The organism is Streptomyces hamibioticus (assembly GCF_047946815.1).
Lineage (GTDB): Bacteria > Actinomycetota > Actinomycetes > Streptomycetales > Streptomycetaceae > Streptomyces.
In genome coordinates this window covers 6,376,520-6,394,037 of the sequence record NZ_JBKKQY010000001.1, presented here as the reverse complement: position 1 = coordinate 6,394,037, position 17,518 = coordinate 6,376,520, and the positions used below count along the sequence as shown (strand labels likewise).

Here is a 17,518-nt window from a genome sequence, read left to right as displayed (position 1 = left end):
GGCCCGTCCCGGCGGTGCTCGCTTCCGGGCCGTTCACAGCGCCCGGAGGCCGTTGATCACGTCGCGCAGAATGCTCTCGTCCGGCAGCTCGGCCGGCGGGACGGGCCGGTTGACGTGGACCAGTTCCACGTCGACGAGGTCGCCCACGAGCACCCGCACCACGCCGACCGGCAGATCGAGTTCGGCGGCGAGTTCGGCGACCGACTGCGGAGCGTCCCGGCACAGTCCGACGATGTCGACGTGTTCCGGGGACAGCGTCGCGTCGGCCTCCGGATCGTCCGCCTGGGGTTCCGCGACGACCACCGCGATCAGGTCGAGACGGTGCTGGGCCGCACTGGTGGTGCGGCCCCGCGTCATGGCGTACGGACGAACGACGGGTCCCGCCTCGTCGTCGAACCAGTGCTTTCTTCCCTGACCGTCTGGGCTCATGTCATCCCACTACCCGCCCGCGGGCAGATCGGTACGCGCGGCGGTGCCCAAGTGCACGCCGACCCGCTTGACGAGGAGGGTCATCTCGTAGGCGACCTGGCCGACGTCCGAGTCGGCGTCCGCGAGGACGGCCAGGCAGCTGCCGTCTCCCGCCGCGGTCACGAACAGGAACGCGTCGTCGAGTTCGACGACCGTCTGCCGGACGTTGCCCGCCTCGAAGTGCCGGCCCACGCCCTTGGCGAGGCTGTGGAACCCGGAGGCGACGGCGGCCAGGTGCTCGCTGTCCTCCCGGGTCAGGTCCTTGGACGCGCCCGTGGCCAGGCCGTCGCCCGAGAGGACGACGGCCTTGCGGATGCTCGCGACGCGGGCCACCAGGTCGTCGAGGAGCCAGTTGAGTTCTCCGGCGTGGGTCGTGGCGTGGCCGGTCGCCTTCGGTGCGGTCATCGACCGTCCCCCTTAGTTGTTCCTTGTGGTGCTTGTGGTGCTTCTGGTGCTTGGGGTGCTTGCGTTGTCTGCGGTGATTGTCGTGGTGCCTGTGGTGGCGCCTCTGTTGCTCCTGGTGCGGATGTTCCCTGCCGTCCCGTGTCGGATCCCGTGGCTCCGGGGGCCTCGTCGGTCGCGGCGTTCTCCCGGCGGCCGCGCTGCCAGCCCCGCTGGAGCGAGGCCATACGGCTGCGCACTTCGTCGGCGTCGCGGTCGGCGAGGCCGGTCGGGTCCTCGCTGCGCCGTTCGGGGCCCCGTTTGAGCTGGGGCGCCAGGCTGGCCTGCCGTACGCGTCGCGGCAGGGCTCCGTAACCGGCGTCCGGGCCGGGGCCGGTCTCCGGTCCCGTGTCGCCGGTGCCGTGGCCGGTGTCGCCGGTCCTGGGGTCGGCGTCGCGGGCTTCGGAGCCGGTGTCGCGGGCTTCGTAGACCGGTCGGCCGGCCGGCTCCTCCGGGCGGCTCGACGACGTCCCGGCCGGCCGGGAGCGCCTGGGCAGGGCCGGCAGTGCGTCCGGTGCCTGCCCTCCGTGCCGCGAGGCGGCGTCCGGCGGCACCGTCCCGTCCGTCGGCGCCCGCTCCCCCGGCTTCGCCTGCCGGTCCGCCGGCCGGTGCCGGTCGGGGACCGGGCGCCCGTGCGAGCTGACCAGCTTGGGCGTCCGGCGACGCGGCAGCGGTACCGGCGCGCCGGGGTCGTCCTCGGTGCCGGCTGCGCGGGTCTCGTCGTGCTGCTCGGGCGTCTGGTGGCGGGGGCCTCCGCGGCCGGCCGCACGGCGGGGGGACGGACCGCGACGGGTCGGCTCTCCCTCCGCGGGGACGAGGGAGCGGCGCGGGTTGAACAGCCCGCCGCGTTCGCCCTCCTCGTCGCCCAGCGCGCCCGGGATGTCGTCGAGGGCGTCCAGGTCGACGGGCGGCTCCAGTTCGACCGGGCCGTCGAGCACCGAGGCTGGCAGCCCCGGAAGGTGTACCGGAACCTGCGAGAGGGCGGTACGGCGGCTCTCCTCCCGCTCGTTCCCCCGCGGGCGCTGGGGGCGGTCGAGCCGGAAGCCGACGCCGTTGGTGTCCGGGGCGTCCTCCGTGAGCAGCGCGTCCGGGATGAAGACGACCGCGGTGGTGCCGCCGTACGGCGAGGGCTGGAGCGACACCCGGACGTTCTGGCGCTGCGCGAGCCGGCTGACCACGAACAGACCGAGCCGGTCGGTGTCGGACAGTTCGAACTCCGGCGTCTCGGCGAGCCGCAGGTTGGCGTCGAGCAGGGCGTCGGCGGTCATGCCCAGGCCCCGGTCGTGGATCTCCAGGGTGAAGCCGTTGGCGACCCGCTCGCCCACGACCTGGACGGCGGTGTGCGGCGGGGAGAACACCGTGGCGTTCTCCAGGAGTTCGGCCACGAGGTGGGTGAGGTCGGCCACGGCGGGGCCGGTGACGGCCAGCCGCGGCAGCCGGCGGACCTCGATGCGCTCGTAGTCCTCGACCTCGGCGACGGCGGCCCGCACCACGTCCATGAGCTGGACGGGTTTGCGCCACTGCCGGGAGGGGGCGGCGCCGGAGAGGATCACCAGGCCCTCGGCGTGCCGGCGCATACGGGTGGTCAGGTGGTCCAGGCGGAACAGGTCGGCGAGTTCCTCGGTGTCCTCCGTCCGGCGTTCCATGGTGTCGAGCAGTGTGAGCTGCTTGTGCAGGAGCACCTGGCTGCGGCGGGCGAGGTTGACGAAGACCTCGGAGACGCCGGAACGGAGTTCGGCCTGTTTGACGGCGGCCTCGACGGCGGCCCGCTGGAGGGTGTTGAGGGCCTGGCCGACCTCGCCGATCTCGTTCTTGTCGTACTCCAGGCGCGGCACCTCGGTCTCGACGTCGACCTGTTCGCCCGCCGAGAGACGGCGCATCACGCTGGGCAGGCGCACGCCGGACGCCTCGTGCGCCTCCAGGCGGAGCTGGCGGAGGTCCCGGATGAGGCTCCGGCCGACGCGCACGGACAGGAAGAGGGAGAGCAGGAGGGCGATGAGGCCGAGGACTCCGGCGACGACCGCCTTGGCGATGACGCCCATCGCGACCGGGCGGACGCGGTTCTGGTAACGGTCGGCGGCCTGGTCGTCGAGGGCGCCGAGTTCGTCGAGCACGTCTCCGGCGGCGGTGTCCCAGCTCTTGGCGGTGACTCCGTTCGGCGTGCCCGCTCCGGAGGATACGGCCGCTTCCTCGGCCACGCGCAGCGGAGCGGAGGAGGCGTTCTTCCAGAAGCGCTCGTAGCGGCCGCGTTCGGACGCGGGCAGCAGCGGCAGGTTGATGTCGTACATCAGGGTGCGCTGGGCCGCGAGATCGGAGACCTTGCGCACCTCGGCGGGGGTGAGCCAGCCGGCGACGAGGGCGGAGCCGAGCAGGGCGTCCTCGCGGGCGAGCAGCTCGCGCGCGCGGGAGAGGTTGACCAGCGCGCGGTACTGCTTGTCGAGCGCCACGTTGTCGACGACGTGGAGGTTGGCGAGCAGCACGTGGCAGGGGTCGACCAGGCGGTTGTAGAGGCCGAGGGCCTGCGCCCGGCCTACGGTGCCGTCGTCGACGCTGCGGCGCAGGGACGCGATGCCGTCGAAGGCGTCCAGGACGGCGGCGAGGCGTTCGTCCTCGGACCGGCTCAGCGCGTCCCGGACCTCGGCGTTCCGGGCGTTCCGCCGGATCTCGGCGATGGCCTCGTCGGTCGCGCTCCGGCTGCGCCGGAGATTGGCGAGCCCGTCGGAGGCACGCGGGTCGGCGAGGTGGACGAGGGTCTGGCGGCGCTCCTGCTGCAGGACGCGGACGGTGTCCTCGACGGGGTAGCCGACCTTCTCCACCACGGACGACACGTTGAACAGCCGGGCTGCCTCGCGTCCGGTGAGCACCGTGGCGAAGGCCCAGATCGCCGTCAGGGACAGCAGCGGCACGAGGAGCAGCGCCACGATCTTCCGGCGGATGGACTTCCCGCGAAAGCGCATGGCCTCCCCCAGCTCGCCCCCACCATCAGGGGGTACACATGTGCGTCAACAAACGGCGCGAGCCTACTACCGACGCGCGGCGAACTCGAAGACCTGTCCGGAGGGCGAACTCCCCTGCCGGCGTCGCGGGGATGGTCAGTTGTCCGGTCATTGCGGGAGATTGCTCCCGGGATCGGCAGGCCGGAGCGGGCCGGTTTCGCGCCGCCGTACGGGCCGGTTGGCCGGAATTCTTTGCTTGTCGGGGGTACTGGGGAATCTTGTGGGGGCGTCGTTCGTCCTTCATACGGGATATGGAGGCGGAATCGGCCGCAGGAGCCGCATCCCGGATTCTGGCTGCGTAAAACAGCGCAAGCCGGGCAGCCAGAGGGGAACCGGTTCCCGGAACCGGCGGAGGTCTGCCAGGCGGTGGGGAGTGACACGTTGATGGGCACGGTGGAGCGGCGCGAGGCGCCCGGGGACGGCGGGACGGCTCGGCTGAGGCCGAAGCCGGGACCCGCGGCACCGGATCACGGCCTTCCGGCAGCCGGGAGGGCAACGGGAGCCGACAGGGGCGGGGAGGCCGGCGGAAACGCCGGCACGAAACCGGACATCGAAGGCGCGGAGCCTGATGCCGGGGCCGCGGAGCCGGACGTCGAGGCCGCGGAGCCGGATGCCGGGGGCGCGGAGCGGGAGGTCGCGAAGGCAGCGCTGGACGTCAGGGGCGCGGAGCCGGACGTCGCCGGGGCGGGGCCCGGCACCCGGGCCGTCGAGCCGGGCATCGCGGGCGGCGAGGCGCGGGAGCGGCCGGTGTACCGGCCGTTGTGGACGGAGGAACCGGCCCGGCGGCGCCGGCTGCCCGACCCGGTGCGCACGGCGGCCGTCCGGGCGGTGCTCATCGTGTCCGTGACGCTGATCCAGGCGATGGTGGCGTTCCTGTGCACGATGGCCGAGTCCTGGCTGGCTTTCCCCATGGTGATCAGCAGCGTGGCCAGCACCGTGGTGGCGACCTGGGGCGTGCTCGACGTCTGGGTCACCCGGCAGGTCTGGAACCAGCGCCACGGGGTGGTGTCGATGCCGAGCAGCACCGCGCGGGCCCTGCGCAGGGAGCGGCGCCGTGCTCGACGGCAGGCGCGGGCCGTCGAGCGGGGCCAGGAGCGAATACGGCGACGCGGCGGCACGGGGCAGTTGTCGCACCCGTGACGGCGGCGCTCCTTCCGGGCGCCACCGGAGGGTGCACAGGGCGGCGGGACACCGCCGGAGCTGCCACAGGGCGGTCCGCCACAAGGCGGCCGGTGACCGCCGGAGCGGTCACCCTGCGGCCGGTCACAGGGCGGTCGGCTGCAGTCTCCCCTCCGCTTCCCTCAGTTCACGGCGGGCCCGCATGAAGCGACGGGGGTGGTTGACGGCGAGCACCGCCGTCGTGCGACCGTCGCGCGTGTAATGCGCCAGGAAGCCGTCCTCGGCCGGTGCACCGTCGTCGGCGATCCGCCCCTCGACGACGCGGACCGTGTCCCCCTTCCGGTGCCGCCCGGCGAACTGGATGCGCACGCCGTACTGGTCGGACCAGAAGTACGGCACCGAGCGCGCCGTCTCGACGGTCCGCCCGGCGAGCAGGTTGGCCACGGCGACCCGGGGCTGCTCGGTGGCGGCGGTCCAGTGTTCGGCGCGGGTGCCCCCGACGTGGGCGACATCGCCGACGGCGACCACCTGCGGCAGGGCCGTCACACAGCCGTCGTCGCACAGGACACCCCCGCGGACACCCCCGCGCAGGACCCCCTCGTGCAGGGCGAGCGCCGAGCCCGCCAGCCAGGTGGTATTGGGTACGGCGCCGATGCCGGCGATCACCACGTCGGCCGGGAGGACGCGGCCGTCGGCGAGGGCCACGCCGGTGACGGTGGCCGTGCCGAGCAGCCCGGCCACGGAGGTGCCGGTGAGCAGTTCGACCCCGTTCCGGCGGTGCAGCGCCGCGCAGGCGGCGGCCAGTTCGGTGCCCAGTTGGGGCAGGAGCGGGAGCGGGGCGGTTTCCACGACGGTGACGCCATGGCCGAGGGCGGCGCAGGAGGAGGCGGTCTCGGCTCCGACGAAGCCGCCGCCGATGACGACGACCCGGCGCTGTCCGCCGGAGAGGCCGGCGCGCAGGGCCCGGGCGTCGTCCAGGGTGCGCAGGGTGTGGACGCCGACGAGGCCGTCGCCGGGCATGCGGCGGGCGGAGGCACCGGTGGCGATCACGACGCCGTCGGTGGAGACCGTGCGGCCGCCGTCGAGCAACACGGTGCGGCCGCGGGCGTCCAGGCCACGGGCCCGGGTGCCGAGCAGCCACTCGGCGTCCAGCTCGGCGGTCTCCTCGGCGTCGGCCAGGGCGAGTTGGTCCTCGCCGATCCGGCCGGTGAGGAAGTCCTTGGACAGCGGTGGCCGGTCGTACGGGCGGTGGGGCTCGTCGCCGACGATCACCAGCCGTCCGTCGAAGCCCCGGGCGCGCAGTTCCCGGGCCGCGTACAGGCCGGAGAGCGAGGCGCCGACGACGGTCACGGTCCTCATGCGGCGCTGCCCTCCTCAGCGGCGAGGTGGAGGTGGACGATGCCGTCGTCCACGGTCAGGCGATGGGTGCGCACGGGACGGCGGGCGGGCAGGCACGTCGGCTGTCCGGTGCGGAGGTCGAAGGAGGCGGCGTGCAGCGGGCATTCGACCAGGCAGCCCTCCAGCCACCCGTCGGCGAGGGAGGCGTCCTGGTGGGTGCAGGTGTCGTCGATGGCGTACAGCTCGCCGTCGTCGGTGCGGAAGACGGCGACGGGCGGGGTCGTCGCGACGCGGACGGACTCGCCCTCGGGGAGGTCTTCGAGGCGGCAGACGGAAGTCCGTGGAGCTGTTCCACCGGGTGAACACGCAGGACTTCGCGGCGTGCGAGCGGACCCAGCCGGCCATGGCGTCCCGGGCGTACCGCCGGGGCGGTGTGCTGGTGCAACGAGCATCACATCGGCCTGTTCCACCAGTGGCTGCTGCGGCGGCTGGGCGGCGAGCCGTAGCCCCTACGGAGCACTCGGCGCCGGGCGTTTGAACATCCGCGTCGCCGTGATCTCGCTGTGTGCCGTCTCCCCCTCCCCGGCCGGGGCCTGCTTCGGCAGTCCCGGCCGCAGGTGTTCCTCCACGCTGATGTACTTCAGGCCCGCCCTCAGGTCGGCGTCGTTGCGCAACCGGATGACCAGCGGGAACTCGGCGAGTGCCGTGGTGTCGAACAGGCCGGTGGTGTACAGCAGCTGTACGCCGAGCGCGTCCGCGACGGCCCGCTGGAGCTCCAGCAGGTAGGTGGCATTGGCGCGGCCGATGGGGTTGTCGAGGAACAGCGTGCCGGCGTGCCGGTGCCGGTCGCGTCCCCGGTCGTTGCCGCGCAGTGCGGCCATCGTGCAGTAGAGGGCGATGGCGGCGGTGAGCAGCTGGCCGCCGGAGAAGACGTCGCCCATCTGCCCCACGGGGACGCGCTCGGCGCGCAGCACGGCGTCCGGCTTGAGGATCTCGACCGCGACGCCCTTGGGCTGGAGGGCCGCCGCGACGCCCCGCAGCAGCAGGGACATGCCGTCGCGGCGCAGGTCGGAGTTCTTTTTCACGGCCGCGCGGGTCGCCTCGTCGACGACCTCGCCGAGCCGCTCGGTGAGGGTGGCCTGGTCCGGTTCCTCGAAGCGGATGCGCAGGAACTCCTGCCCGGACCACTCGCCGAGCCCTTCCGGGAGGCGGGAGAGCCGCTGGGCGGAGCGGAGCGTGGCGAGGGCCGACTCGACCAGCCCGCGCAGGCGGTCCACGATCGAGTCGCGGTTGCGCTCCAGCTGGGCCAGCTCGTCGGTGAGGACGCGGAGCCGGGGGGCGAAGGCGTCCGCCCACGTGGCCGCGTGCTCGGGCAGCGCGGCGGCGGGCAGTTCGCGGATCTGCTGCCGGGCCGGGGTGCGGACCTGCTCGTAGCGCGTGGAGTTGGCGTGCCGGACGAGGACGTCGCAGGCCTCGCGGACGGCGGCCTCGGCGGCGGAGAGGTCGCCGGCGCAGCCGCGCAGTGACCGGCGGGTCTCGGCGGCGGAGTTCCGGGCCTCGTCGAGGGTGCCGGGGCAGGGCTCGGGCTCCGCCTGCTCTTCCTCGGGCGCCTGCTCGCGCAGCAGGTCGCGGAGCATGGCGGCGATCTCGTCGAAGCCGCCGGCCGCGTCCTCGGCGGCGCGATGCGCGTCGAGCAGCTCGGCGTGCGCCTCGCGGGCCCGGGCCAGCGCCTCGGTACGGGAGGCGAGTTCGGCGGTGGCCGTGCGCAGCAGGGCCTGGGCGTGCTCGGCGTCGCGCGGGAGGAGGTCCTCGGGCAGCTCGGTGTGCGCGTCGCCGTCCTCGGGTGCGAGCCGCTCGGCCTCGCCCCGCAGCCGGCCGAGCTGCTCGCTCGCGCCGGTCATCCGGGTCTCCAGGAGCTGCACCAGCTCCTCGGCGCGGGCGGCGGCGGCCTGCCGGGACGGTCCGTCGGAGCCGTCGGGCGATTCGAGGAGCTGGGCCGCGCGGGTGCGGACCTTGTTGCTGAGCCGGTCCAGCTCCGCGCGGGCCGCGCTCTCGTCGCTCTCCGCGCGGGCCTGCTCGGCGCGCAGGTCGGCGCCGACGCCGACCTTCTCGTACACCTGGGAGGCGGCCCGGTAGGCCTCGCGGAGCGCGGGCAGGGACGCCCTGGGCGCCGCCGTGCCGTCCTGGTGTCCGTCCTCGGTGCCCTCCCCGGTGCCGTCGTCGGGTACGTCGTCGGGGGCGCCGGCGATCTCGGAGCGCTCGGCGCGCAGCGCGCGGGCGGTGCGGCGGGCGTCGTCGGCGGCACGCTGGGCGGCGCGGCGGTCCTCGTCGGCGGCCCGGGCGCGCTCCAGGCAGGCCTGGGCGCGGGCCTCGGCCTCGGTGGCCTCGTCGGCCAGTTCCCGGACCTTGGCCTGCCAGCCCGCGCGTTCGCGCAGCCGGAAGGCGAGACCGGCGAGGGCGTCGGCGGCGCGGCGCGCCTTCTGGGCGGCTTCCTGCCGTTCGTCGCGCACCCGTACGGCCTCGGCGGCGGCCTCCTCGGCCTCCGCCCGCGCCGTCCGGGCCTCGGCGAGTTCCGCCTCGGTCTCCTCGGCGAAGGTGCGGGCCTCCTCCGCGGTCCGCGCCAGCTCGGCGAGCTGTCCGGCGGGGCAGCCGGTGCGCCAGGAGGCGAGGCGGGCCGCCAGCTCCCGGTCCTTGCCGAGCCGGGCGGCGAGCGTGCGGATCTCCTCGTCCCGCTCGGTGGCCCGCGCGCGCAGCGCCTGCCGCTCCTCGTCGGCGGCGTGCTCGTCGTGCATGGCCGGGTTCGGCGGTACGAGGAACACGGCGCCGTCGTCGGTGCCGTCGGCCGGCGTCGGGGCGAGCAGGGCGGCGGCGGTGCCGACGGCGACGGCCGACCGCGGGAGCAGGGCCGCGTCGCCGAGGGTCTCGCGGGCCCGGGCGTGCGAGTCGGGGTCGGTGATGATCACGCCGTCGACCAGTTCCGGCCGGGCGGCCAGTACGCGCGCGTGGTCGGCGGGGTCGACGGCCTGGGCGAGGTAGCGCCAGCCGGGCAGTGCCGGGATGCCGTGCTCGCCGAGGAACTCGACGGTGGCCAGCACGTCGGGTCCGGGCGGCAGCAGGCCACCGTCACCGAGCGCGCCGAGGATGCGGGCGTCGTCGGCGGCGGCGGTGCGCAGCTCGAACAGCTGGCGTTCGGCGGAGGAGACGGCGTCGTCGAGCAGTTCGCGCAGCTCGTCGGCGAACCGGTCGAGTTCCTCGGCGGTGAGGCCGTCGTCGCCCGTCCTGGGGACGTCGCTGTCGGTGTCGCCGCCGGTTTCGCTGTCCTGGCGGGGCTGCGGGATCCCGGGGCGGGCGACGGAGGCGAGGCCGAGCAGCTCGATGAGCCGCTCCTCGGCGGCCAGCGCCTCGGCGGTGCGGCGCTCGGCCTCGTGGGCGCGGGTGGCGGCACCGGCCGCGTCCGCGGCGCGGGCCGCGGTCAGCTCGGCGCGGGTCTCGGCCGCGGCCGCCTCGCGCGCGTGCTCCGTGGCCCGGCGGGCCGCCTCGCGGGCGGTGTCCCAGGCCTCGACCGCGCTCTTCTCGGCGTCGCTCGCGGCCAGGGCGGCGCGGGCCGGGTCGGCGTCGGGTGCGCTGTCGTCGAGCCAGCCGGCCCGGACCGCCTCGGCGGTCTCCTGCTCGACCTCGGTGAGCCGCTGCCGCAGGTGCCCGGCCTCGCTGCGGGCGCGCTGCGCCTCGGTGGCGGCGGTGGTGGAGTCCCGGTAGGCGGTGTCGCTGACCTCCTGGAGAGCGGCGGACCGCTCCTCCTCCTCGTTGGCGTGGTTCTCCGCGTTCGCCGCAGCCGCCTGCAGGGCGCGGACCAGATCGACGGCGGCCTCGGCGCGGGCGGCGAGCGCGGGGGCGGCGTCCCGCTCGGCCTCCCGGATCGCGGCGGACACACGGGCCACGCGGTCGGCGGCGGCACGGTGGCGCAGCACGGCCTCGGCGGCCTGCCAGGCGGAGTGCAGGGTGCGCGCGTCGGCCAGTTCGCGCTTCTGCGCGGCGGCCGACTTCTCGGCGGCCGTCAGTGCCAGGGAGGCGTGCCGATAGGCGAGTTCGGCGGCGATCAGGGCGCTGCGCTCGCGGGCCGACTCGGCGTGGGTGACGGCGCGGGCGGCGCCGGTGACGCGCTGGGCCAGGTCGGCGGCGCGGGCCCGCTCCCGGACCCCGCGGGCGGCCAGGCGGCGGGCCAGGGTCCTGGTGCGGCGTTCGGCGGCGGTGTGGACGTCGCGGGCGCGGGCGCGGGCCTCGGTGGCCTCGACGATCCGGCCCAGCAGGTCGACGGACCCGGCGGTGAAGTCCCGCTCGGCGATCAGCTCGGCGCGGCGGCCCAGCTTGTTGCCGAAGCCGCTGACCAGGTCGGCGAGTCCGTCGGTGTCCCGGGTGTCGGTGACGGCGCGCAGCAGCAGGTCGGTGAAGTCGGCGTCCTTCTTCACGGCGAAGAGGCCGGCCGCCTCGCCCTCGTCGGCGTTCATCTCCCGCTGGTAGCGGAAGAGTTCCGGGTCGAGGCCGAGGTCGCCGAGGTGTTCGGTCCAGCGTTCGTGGATCTCCTCCCAGTGCACCTCCAGGTGCGGGTACGCCTTTCCGGCCTCCGTCAGCGCGTCGCGGAAGCCCTTCATGGTGCGCCGCCGGCCCTGCGCTCCGGAGGCGCCCTCGACGGGCGGGCGTACGGCGGTGGACTCGGCGACCGGCAGGTTGTCCAGGGTGAGCCCGGGGCCGGGCCGGAAGGAGTACCAGGCCTCGGCGAACTTCCGCGGGTCGTTGGAGACCTGGCGCCCGCGCCACTCGCTGACCTTGCCGACGACGACGCACTCGCCGGTCTGCACGTGCTGCCACTCCAGGGCGACGTGGCCGCAGTCGTCGGCGAGCAGGAACTTGCGCAGGACGCCGGAGCTGGCGCCGCCGAGGGTGTTGCGGTGACCCGGCAGCATCACCGAGAAGATCAGCTTGAGCAGGACGGACTTGCCGCCGCCGTTCTCCAGGAAGAGCACGCCGGCGGGCGCGGGGCGGCGCGGCGGGCCGACGGGCTCCTCCTCGAAGAACTCCGCCTGCGTGGGCGCGGGGTCGGGCACGGGCTCGCCCACGCCACGCAGGTCAAGCACGGTGTCGGCGTAGCGCGCACCGGCGGGTCCGATGGAGTAGAGGCGGACCCGGGACAGCTCGTACATGGCGGACTCTCGTAAGTCTTCTTCGGGTGGAGGGAGTTCGGGAGGAGTGGGTTCAGGAGGAGCGGGGTTCAGGAGGAGTGGAACGGCAGCCCGGCGTCGGCGACCAGTTCCAGGTCGTCGGTGTCCTCCGCGGGCAGCAGGGTCGCCGTGCCGTCGGTGACCGGGACGACGCCCAGCTCCAGCAGCTCGGCCATGGCGGCGCTGCCCGCCATGTCGCGTACCTGGAGCTGGTAGCGGGCGGTGGTGCGGTAGGTGCCGCCGTGGTCGTCGCCGGTGCGCTGGAGGAACCCGGAGTCGGTGAGGAAGGCGAGGGCCTTGCCGACGATGCCGGTGGTCGAGCCGGGCAGCCGGCGGGCGTCCTTGGTGGCGCCCGTCGCGCTGCGTCTGGCCCAGATCCGCCAGGCGGCCTCCAGTCCCGGGGCGTCGGTGGCGGGGTCGGTGTTCTCGCCCTGCTCGGCGGCCCGCTCCTCCAGGCGGTGGCAGGCCTGGCGGACGAAGGCGTCGACGCCGTTGACCGTGACACGGCCGATGTAGCCGTCGTCGGCGAGGTCCTCGGGGCGCGGGAACGCCATGGCGGCGGCGGCGAGATGGGCCAGGCCGTGCAGGAAGCGGTCGCCGGAGTCGGCGGAGGCGCGACGCGCGTAGTCGCCCATGCGCACGGCGAAGACCGAGTCCTCGGCCGCGGTCACGGCCATGCCCGCGCGCGGGGACACCTCCAGGACGACCAGGCCCAGTCCGGCGGCCACGGCGTCCGCGAGCCGGGCGAAGGGCGGGTCCTCGCGGTAGCGCCGCAGCAGGTCGGCGTACTCCTGGTCGCGGGCGGGCAGCAGCTTGGGCTGGAGGCCGAAGGCGACGAGCCGGGCCGCGTCGGCGGCGTCGGCGGGCGTGACGGCCGCGGTGGCCGGTGCGGGGTCGCCGGTCTCCGGTTCGCTCCGGTCGGCGTGCTCGGTCACGGTCGGTGCTCCTTGCTGCGGTCTCGCGTGCTCGTGAGGATGCGTGCGCGCTTCCTGACGTTGCCGTGTCGGCATGTGCCGGGGGTCCTGTGCCGGGTCTTGCCGGGGGTGCCGTGCCGGGGCACGCCGGCGTCGGCCTGTCGGGTCTTGCCGGGCCTGCCCTGTCGGGGCTCGCCGGCGTTGCTGCCTCGGCACGCGTCGGCGTCGGCCCCGGGGTGCTTGCCGACGTTCATGCCGCCTCCGTCCGGTCGGCCGCCATGCCGGCCGCGTCCAGCAGGGCCGTGCCGACGATCAGGTCCGCGCCGCCGAACTCGGGGTCCTCCAGCTCGGCCCCGTCGTCCACGGCGAAGAGCAGCTTCTGCTCGCCCTGCCGGTAGGCCGTGCCGACCGGGGGGCTGGCGGCGTGGACGGCCAGCAGGGCGACGAGGTAGGGCAGGTCGGGGTCCTGGCGGCGGGCGTCGGCCAGCAGTCCCGACAGGCGGCGCGGCGCGTCGTGCGGCAGGTCGAGCAGTTCCATGGCCGCCGCCAGCTGCTCCTCGCTGAAGCGGCTGTCGTCCGGGGTCGCGATGAGGTCGGGCTCGGGCATCTCGGCGCCGAGGTGCTCGCGCTCCACGGGCGGCGTCAGCAGTATGTCGACGAGGTCACCGACCCGGACGGACACCGGGGTGCGCAGTCCGGTGCCGTGGGCGAAGAAGGCGTCGGTGACGCGGAGCGCCTGCTCCACGGGCAGCGGCAGGACCGGCGCGACGAGGTGGCCGTAGAGGTCGATGCCCGACGCGGCCAGGGGCGTGGCGAAGGCCTGCCGGTCCTGCTCGGCGCGGAACAGCGGGCCCGCCTCCAGCAGCCGGGACTGGAGCTGGGTGTGGCGGCGGATGCAGTCCTTGACGATGTCGACCAGCTCGGCCGCGCGGCGCTTGTGCTCCGGGTCCTCGGACTCGTCGCGTGCCTTGCGGATGTTGGTGAGGATCGCGTTCTCGTGGCGGTACCGGTCGGCGACGTGGTCGAGGGCCTCGGCGATCATGTCGGGCACGGCGTTGAGCCAGTCCACCGCGCGCACGTTGCGCCGGGTGGCGTCGAGGGCCTTGCGGAGGGTTTCCGAGTACTGCACCGTGCGGTACCGGGCCTGCTCGGCGGCGAGCTGCGCGTCGGCGAGCCGGCCGCGGCTGATCAGCACCTCCAGCTTGACCTCGGCGGCGATCTGGGCGCTGGTGACATCGGTGTCGAGGGCGCCGACGAGGACGTTGACCGCCTCGTCGGTGGTGCGCAGGTAGACGGTGCCGCCGGGGCCGGGGACCTCCTCGATCAGCTTGAAGTCGTAGTCGCGGCGCACATAGGTGCCGTCCGCCCCGAAGGTGCCGTAGACCGCGCGGAAGCCGCGGTCGACGCTGCCGACGTTGATCAGGTTCTCCAGCACCCAGCGGGCCACGCGCTCGTGCTCGGCGGCGGGCCGGCGCGGCGCCTGGGCGGCGATGCGCGGGATGAGCCGGGCCACGATCTGGTCGTGGTCGGCGCCCGTGTCGAAGTCCATGTTCAGCGTGACGAGGTCGATGGCGGCCAGGGCGACCTCCGCCATGCCGTAGACGGAGTACTCGCCCGCGAGGTTGGCCTTGCGCGCGTCGAGGTCGTGCAGCGGTGCCGTGCAGGCGAGCGCGCGCAGCCGCCGCGCCAGTCCCTCGTCGGCGGCCGGGCCCATGGCGGGCCGCGGCCCCGCGCTGAGCTGGGGCGGAACCCTGTCCGTCGATGCAGGCGAAGTCACGGTGCACAGACTAGGTCCTCGGTCTGACAACGACCCAAACGACGCAGACGCACCCCGCGGCACAGAGCACACGGGGCCGCACACCGGCCTCCGGCGGGCCCTGCCGCCGACGCGCGGTCCGGCACCGGTCCGCCGCGGGACGGCACGGTCCGCCGCGGGACGGCACGGCCCCGTAGACACCAACCAGCCCCGGGGCCCGTCCGGCTTCGGTCCGGCCGACGCCGGCGGCGGCTAGCCCTCCTCGCCGACCTGCCTCCGGTACACCTCCACCACTCGCTGCAGCGAGTTCTCCAGGTAGACCGACAGCAGTCGCTCGGCCGTCTCGCGGTCCCCGGCCTGCAGGGCCGCCAGGATCTCGCGGTTGCGGGCGATGTACGGCTCGTGCAGGGTGCGCGGGTCGTCCACCACGTGGAAGGCGAGGCGGAGTTCGGCGAACACGCTGCGCATCAGCTCGTCGGTGCGCTCGCTGCCGGCGAGGGCCACCAGTTCCCGGTGGAAGTGGATGTTGGCGGTGCCCACTGATTTCCAGTCGTCCTCGCCGGCCGCCCGCAGCGCCTCGTCGACGGCTCCGGCGAGCCCGTCCACGGCGTACGGCGGCTCCCCGAGGCCCCGGACGACGGCGCGTTCGACGAGGGCGCGCGTGCGGTAGATGTCCTCGACGTCCTCGACGGTCAGGACCCGGACGAAGACCCCCCGGTTCAGCTCGTGGACGAGCAGGCGTTCGTGGGTGAGCAGCCGGAACGCCTCGCGCAGCGTGTTGCGGGAGACGCCGAGCGCGCCGCCGATGCTGTCCTCGGACAGCCGGGTGCCGGGCGGGAAGAACCCCTCGGCGATGCGGCTCCTGAGGATGTCCGACACCCGCTCCGCGGTGCTGGTGCGCCCGAGGAGCGCCCGGTCGTCGGCGAGTTGCGCCAGCTGCTCTGCCATGCCCGGAATTCAACCGCAGACCTCAGAACGAAACAACAGGGGTATTGAGGGATCGTTGAACAATCCTCTACGGTGCTGACACGGCGGCTCGTTCGCTCACGGTGCCGCCGTGCTCACGCACCGACCTGCTCGGTCCGCACGCACCCTCCGTCCTCCCACTGCGAGGTGCCCATGAGCACAACCCCTCCACCGCAGGCCCCGGCCACCGACGTCGGCCCCGGCAAGGGTGAACCCACCGGCGACGACGGCGCGTTCGGCTGGCTGCGCGCCCTGGGTCCGCGGGGCCGCCGCGCCTTCGGCGGCGCGTTCGGCGGCTACGCGCTCGATTCGTACGACTACTTCACGCTGCCGCTGAGCATGGTGGCGCTGGCCGCGTACTTCGGCCTGGACAGCGGCCAGACCGGCCTGCTCACCACCGTCACGCTGGTGGTCTCCGCGATCGGCGGCGCCCTCGCCGGCGTGCTCGCGGACCGCATCGGGCGGGTCAAGGCGCTGCTGCTCACGGTGATCACCTACGCCGTGTTCACGGTGGCCTGCGGCTTCGCGCCGAACTACGAGACACTGCTGGTCTTCCGGGCCCTGCAGGGCCTCGGCTTCGGCGGCGAATGGGCGGTCGGCGCGATCCTGGTCGCCGAGTACGCGAGCGCGAAGCACCGGGGCCGCACCCTCGGCGCCATCCAGAGTTCCTGGGCCGTGGGCTGGGCGCTGGCCGCGGTCGTCTACACGCTGGTGTTCTCGCTGGCCGGCGACGACCTGGCCTGGCGCATCATGTTCTGGACCGGCGCGCTGCCCGCGCTGCTGGTGGTATGGGTGCGGCGCAGTGTGCACGACGCTCCCGAGGCCGCGGCCGCACGCGAGAAGAGCGCCGAGAAGGGCTCGTTCGCGGCCATCTTCCGGCCGCGCACCGCCGGTTCGCCCGGGCTGCTGCGCACCACGCTCTTCGCCGTGCTGCTCTCGACCGGTGTCCAGGGCGGCTACTACACCCTCGCCACCTGGGTGCCGACGTACCTCAAGACGGAGCGCGACCTGTCGGTCGTCGGCACCGGCGGCTATCTGACGTTCCTGATCTCCGGTGCCTTCATCGGCTACCTGACCGGCGGCTACCTCACCGACCGGCTGGGCCGCCGGCGCAACATCTGGCTGTTCGCCCTGCTGTCGGGGATCTGCATCCTGGCGTACGCGAACATCCCCGCCGGCGCCAACTCGCTGCTCCTGGTGCTCGGTTTCCCGCTCGGGTTCTGCATGTCGGCGATCTTCAGCGGCTTCGGCTCGTATCTGTCCGAGCTGTACCCGACGGCGGTGCGCGGCACCGGCCAGGGCTTCACGTACAACACCGGACGCGCCGTCGGCGCCGTCTTCCCCACGACGGTCGGCTTCCTGGCCGACAGCTGGGGCGTGGGCGGCGCGCTGGTCTTCGGCGCGATCGGCTACGGCATCGCGGCCCTGGCGCTGCTGGGGCTGCCCGAGACGCGCGGAAGGGAGCTGGCATGAGCCGCCCGCGCAGCACGGCCGAGGACCGTCCGCTCGCCCTCGCCGACGAGCACGCGCGTGCGTGGCGCCCGGCCGTGGCCCGCGCCCGCTTCCGGGAGGGGCTGACCGGCCCGACGGCCGGGGTCGCGGCGGGTCACACCCAGGCCAATCTGATCGCGGTGCCCGCCGACTGGGCGTACGACATGCTGCTGTTCTGCACGCGCAACCCCAAGCCCTGCCCGGTGCTGGACGTGACGGACGCGGGGTCCTGGACCACGGTGCTGGCCGACGGCGCGGACCTGCGCACCGACCTGCCGCGCTACCGGGTGTGGCGGGACGGCGTGCTGGTCGACCAGCCCACGGACGTGCGCGCCCACTGGCGCGACGACCTGGTGTCGTTCCTGATCGGGTGCAGCTTCACCTTCGAGTGGGCGCTGGCCGCGGCGGGCGTCCCGATCCGCCATGTCGAGCAGGGCCGCAACGTCCCGATGTACGTGACCGGCCGGCCGTGCCGCCCGGCGGGGCGGCTGCACGGTCCGATGGTGGTGTCCATGCGCCCGGTGCCGCCGCGGCACCTGTCGGCGGCGCTCCGCGAGACCGGTCTGCTGCCCGCGGTGCACGGCAGCCCCGTGCACTGCGGGGATCCCTCGGTGCTCGGCATCGAGGTCCTCGCCCGGCCCGACTTCGGCGATCCGGTGGACGCCGAGCCGGACGACATCCCGGTGTTCTGGGCCTGCGGGGTGACCGCGCAGGCCGCGGTGATGGCCTCGCGTCCGCCGTTCGCCATCACCCACGCGCCGGGGCAGATGTTCGTCACCGACGCGCGCGACGAGCAGTACCGGGTGGCCTGAC

Annotated in this window: 11 protein-coding genes and 2 pseudogenes; 4 read left to right on the top strand and 9 right to left on the bottom strand. The window is 74.5% G+C overall.

Annotation, left to right across the window (positions count from 1 at the left end; translation table 11 throughout):
- Positions 1-33: 33 nt before the first annotated feature.
- The 3 genes from ACLGIH_RS29045 to ACLGIH_RS29035 are packed head-to-tail and all read right to left on the bottom strand — an operon-like array spanning position 34 to position 3,866.
- Positions 34-429, bottom strand: a complete 396-nt coding sequence (locus ACLGIH_RS29045) for a DUF742 domain-containing protein (protein ID WP_416528238.1) — start codon at positions 427-429, stop codon at positions 34-36.
- 9 nt (positions 430-438) lie between these two features.
- Positions 439-873, bottom strand: a complete 435-nt coding sequence (locus ACLGIH_RS29040) for a roadblock/LC7 domain-containing protein (protein ID WP_416528237.1) — start codon at positions 871-873, stop codon at positions 439-441.
- Entirely contained in the window at positions 870-3,866 is a 2,997-nt protein-coding gene (locus ACLGIH_RS29035; protein ID WP_416528236.1) for a nitrate- and nitrite sensing domain-containing protein, read from the bottom strand. The genes ACLGIH_RS29040 and ACLGIH_RS29035 overlap by 4 nt, the downstream gene beginning before the upstream one ends.
- Positions 3,867-4,553: 687 nt before the next feature.
- Here ACLGIH_RS29035 and ACLGIH_RS29030 point away from each other — a divergent pair.
- On the top strand, positions 4,554-5,045 hold the full coding sequence (locus tag ACLGIH_RS29030; protein WP_416529508.1) for a hypothetical protein: 492 nt from the start codon (positions 4,554-4,556) through the stop codon (positions 5,043-5,045).
- Between the two features lie 123 nt (positions 5,046-5,168).
- Here the strand turns inward: ACLGIH_RS29030 and ACLGIH_RS29025 are convergent, their stop codons facing one another.
- Both ACLGIH_RS29025 and ACLGIH_RS29020 read right to left on the bottom strand, forming a co-directional pair.
- On the bottom strand, positions 5,169-6,383 hold the full coding sequence (locus ACLGIH_RS29025; RefSeq protein ID WP_416528235.1) for an NAD(P)/FAD-dependent oxidoreductase: 1,215 nt from the start codon (positions 6,381-6,383) through the stop codon (positions 5,169-5,171).
- Positions 6,380-6,694: pseudogene (locus tag ACLGIH_RS29020) on the bottom strand (bifunctional 3-phenylpropionate/cinnamic acid dioxygenase ferredoxin subunit); the annotation flags it as partial. The pseudogene ACLGIH_RS29020 and the gene ACLGIH_RS29025, both read right to left, overlap by 4 nt.
- A gap of 2 nt (positions 6,695-6,696) precedes the next feature.
- On the opposite strand from ACLGIH_RS29020, the pseudogene ACLGIH_RS29015 reads away from it, so the two are divergent.
- Positions 6,697-6,868, top strand: a pseudogene (locus ACLGIH_RS29015) (SRPBCC family protein); the annotation flags it as partial.
- Between the two features lie 3 nt (positions 6,869-6,871).
- Here ACLGIH_RS29015 and ACLGIH_RS29010 read toward each other — a convergent pair.
- From ACLGIH_RS29010 to ACLGIH_RS28995, 4 genes are all read right to left on the bottom strand, one after another.
- Positions 6,872-11,560 carry a coiled-coil domain-containing protein gene (locus ACLGIH_RS29010; protein ID WP_416528234.1) on the bottom strand — a complete coding sequence of 1,563 codons (4,689 nt, stop codon included), beginning with the start codon at positions 11,558-11,560 and terminating at the stop codon, positions 6,872-6,874.
- 68 nt (positions 11,561-11,628) lie between these two features.
- A complete protein-coding gene (locus tag ACLGIH_RS29005) occupies positions 11,629-12,513 on the bottom strand; it encodes a hypothetical protein (protein ID WP_416528233.1) in 885 nt (294 codons plus the stop codon).
- Between the two features lie 229 nt (positions 12,514-12,742).
- Positions 12,743-14,269, bottom strand: coding sequence for a hypothetical protein (locus tag ACLGIH_RS29000; protein WP_416528232.1), 1,527 nt, complete (start codon positions 14,267-14,269; stop codon positions 12,743-12,745).
- A 231-nt stretch (positions 14,270-14,500) separates the two neighbouring features.
- The gene (locus ACLGIH_RS28995) at positions 14,501-15,196 is read right to left on the bottom strand and encodes a GntR family transcriptional regulator (protein ID WP_416528231.1); all 696 of its coding nucleotides are present in this window, start codon (positions 15,194-15,196) and stop codon (positions 14,501-14,503) included.
- A gap of 171 nt (positions 15,197-15,367) precedes the next feature.
- Between ACLGIH_RS28995 and ACLGIH_RS28990 the strand changes: the two genes are divergently transcribed.
- The gene (locus ACLGIH_RS28990) at positions 15,368-16,687 is read left to right on the top strand and encodes an MFS transporter (RefSeq protein ID WP_416528230.1); all 1,320 of its coding nucleotides are present in this window, start codon (positions 15,368-15,370) and stop codon (positions 16,685-16,687) included.
- Positions 16,684-17,517, top strand: a complete 834-nt coding sequence (locus tag ACLGIH_RS28985) for a putative hydro-lyase (RefSeq protein ID WP_416528229.1) — start codon at positions 16,684-16,686, stop codon at positions 17,515-17,517. The genes ACLGIH_RS28990 and ACLGIH_RS28985 overlap by 4 nt, the downstream gene beginning before the upstream one ends.
- Position 17,518 lies beyond the last annotated feature (1 nt).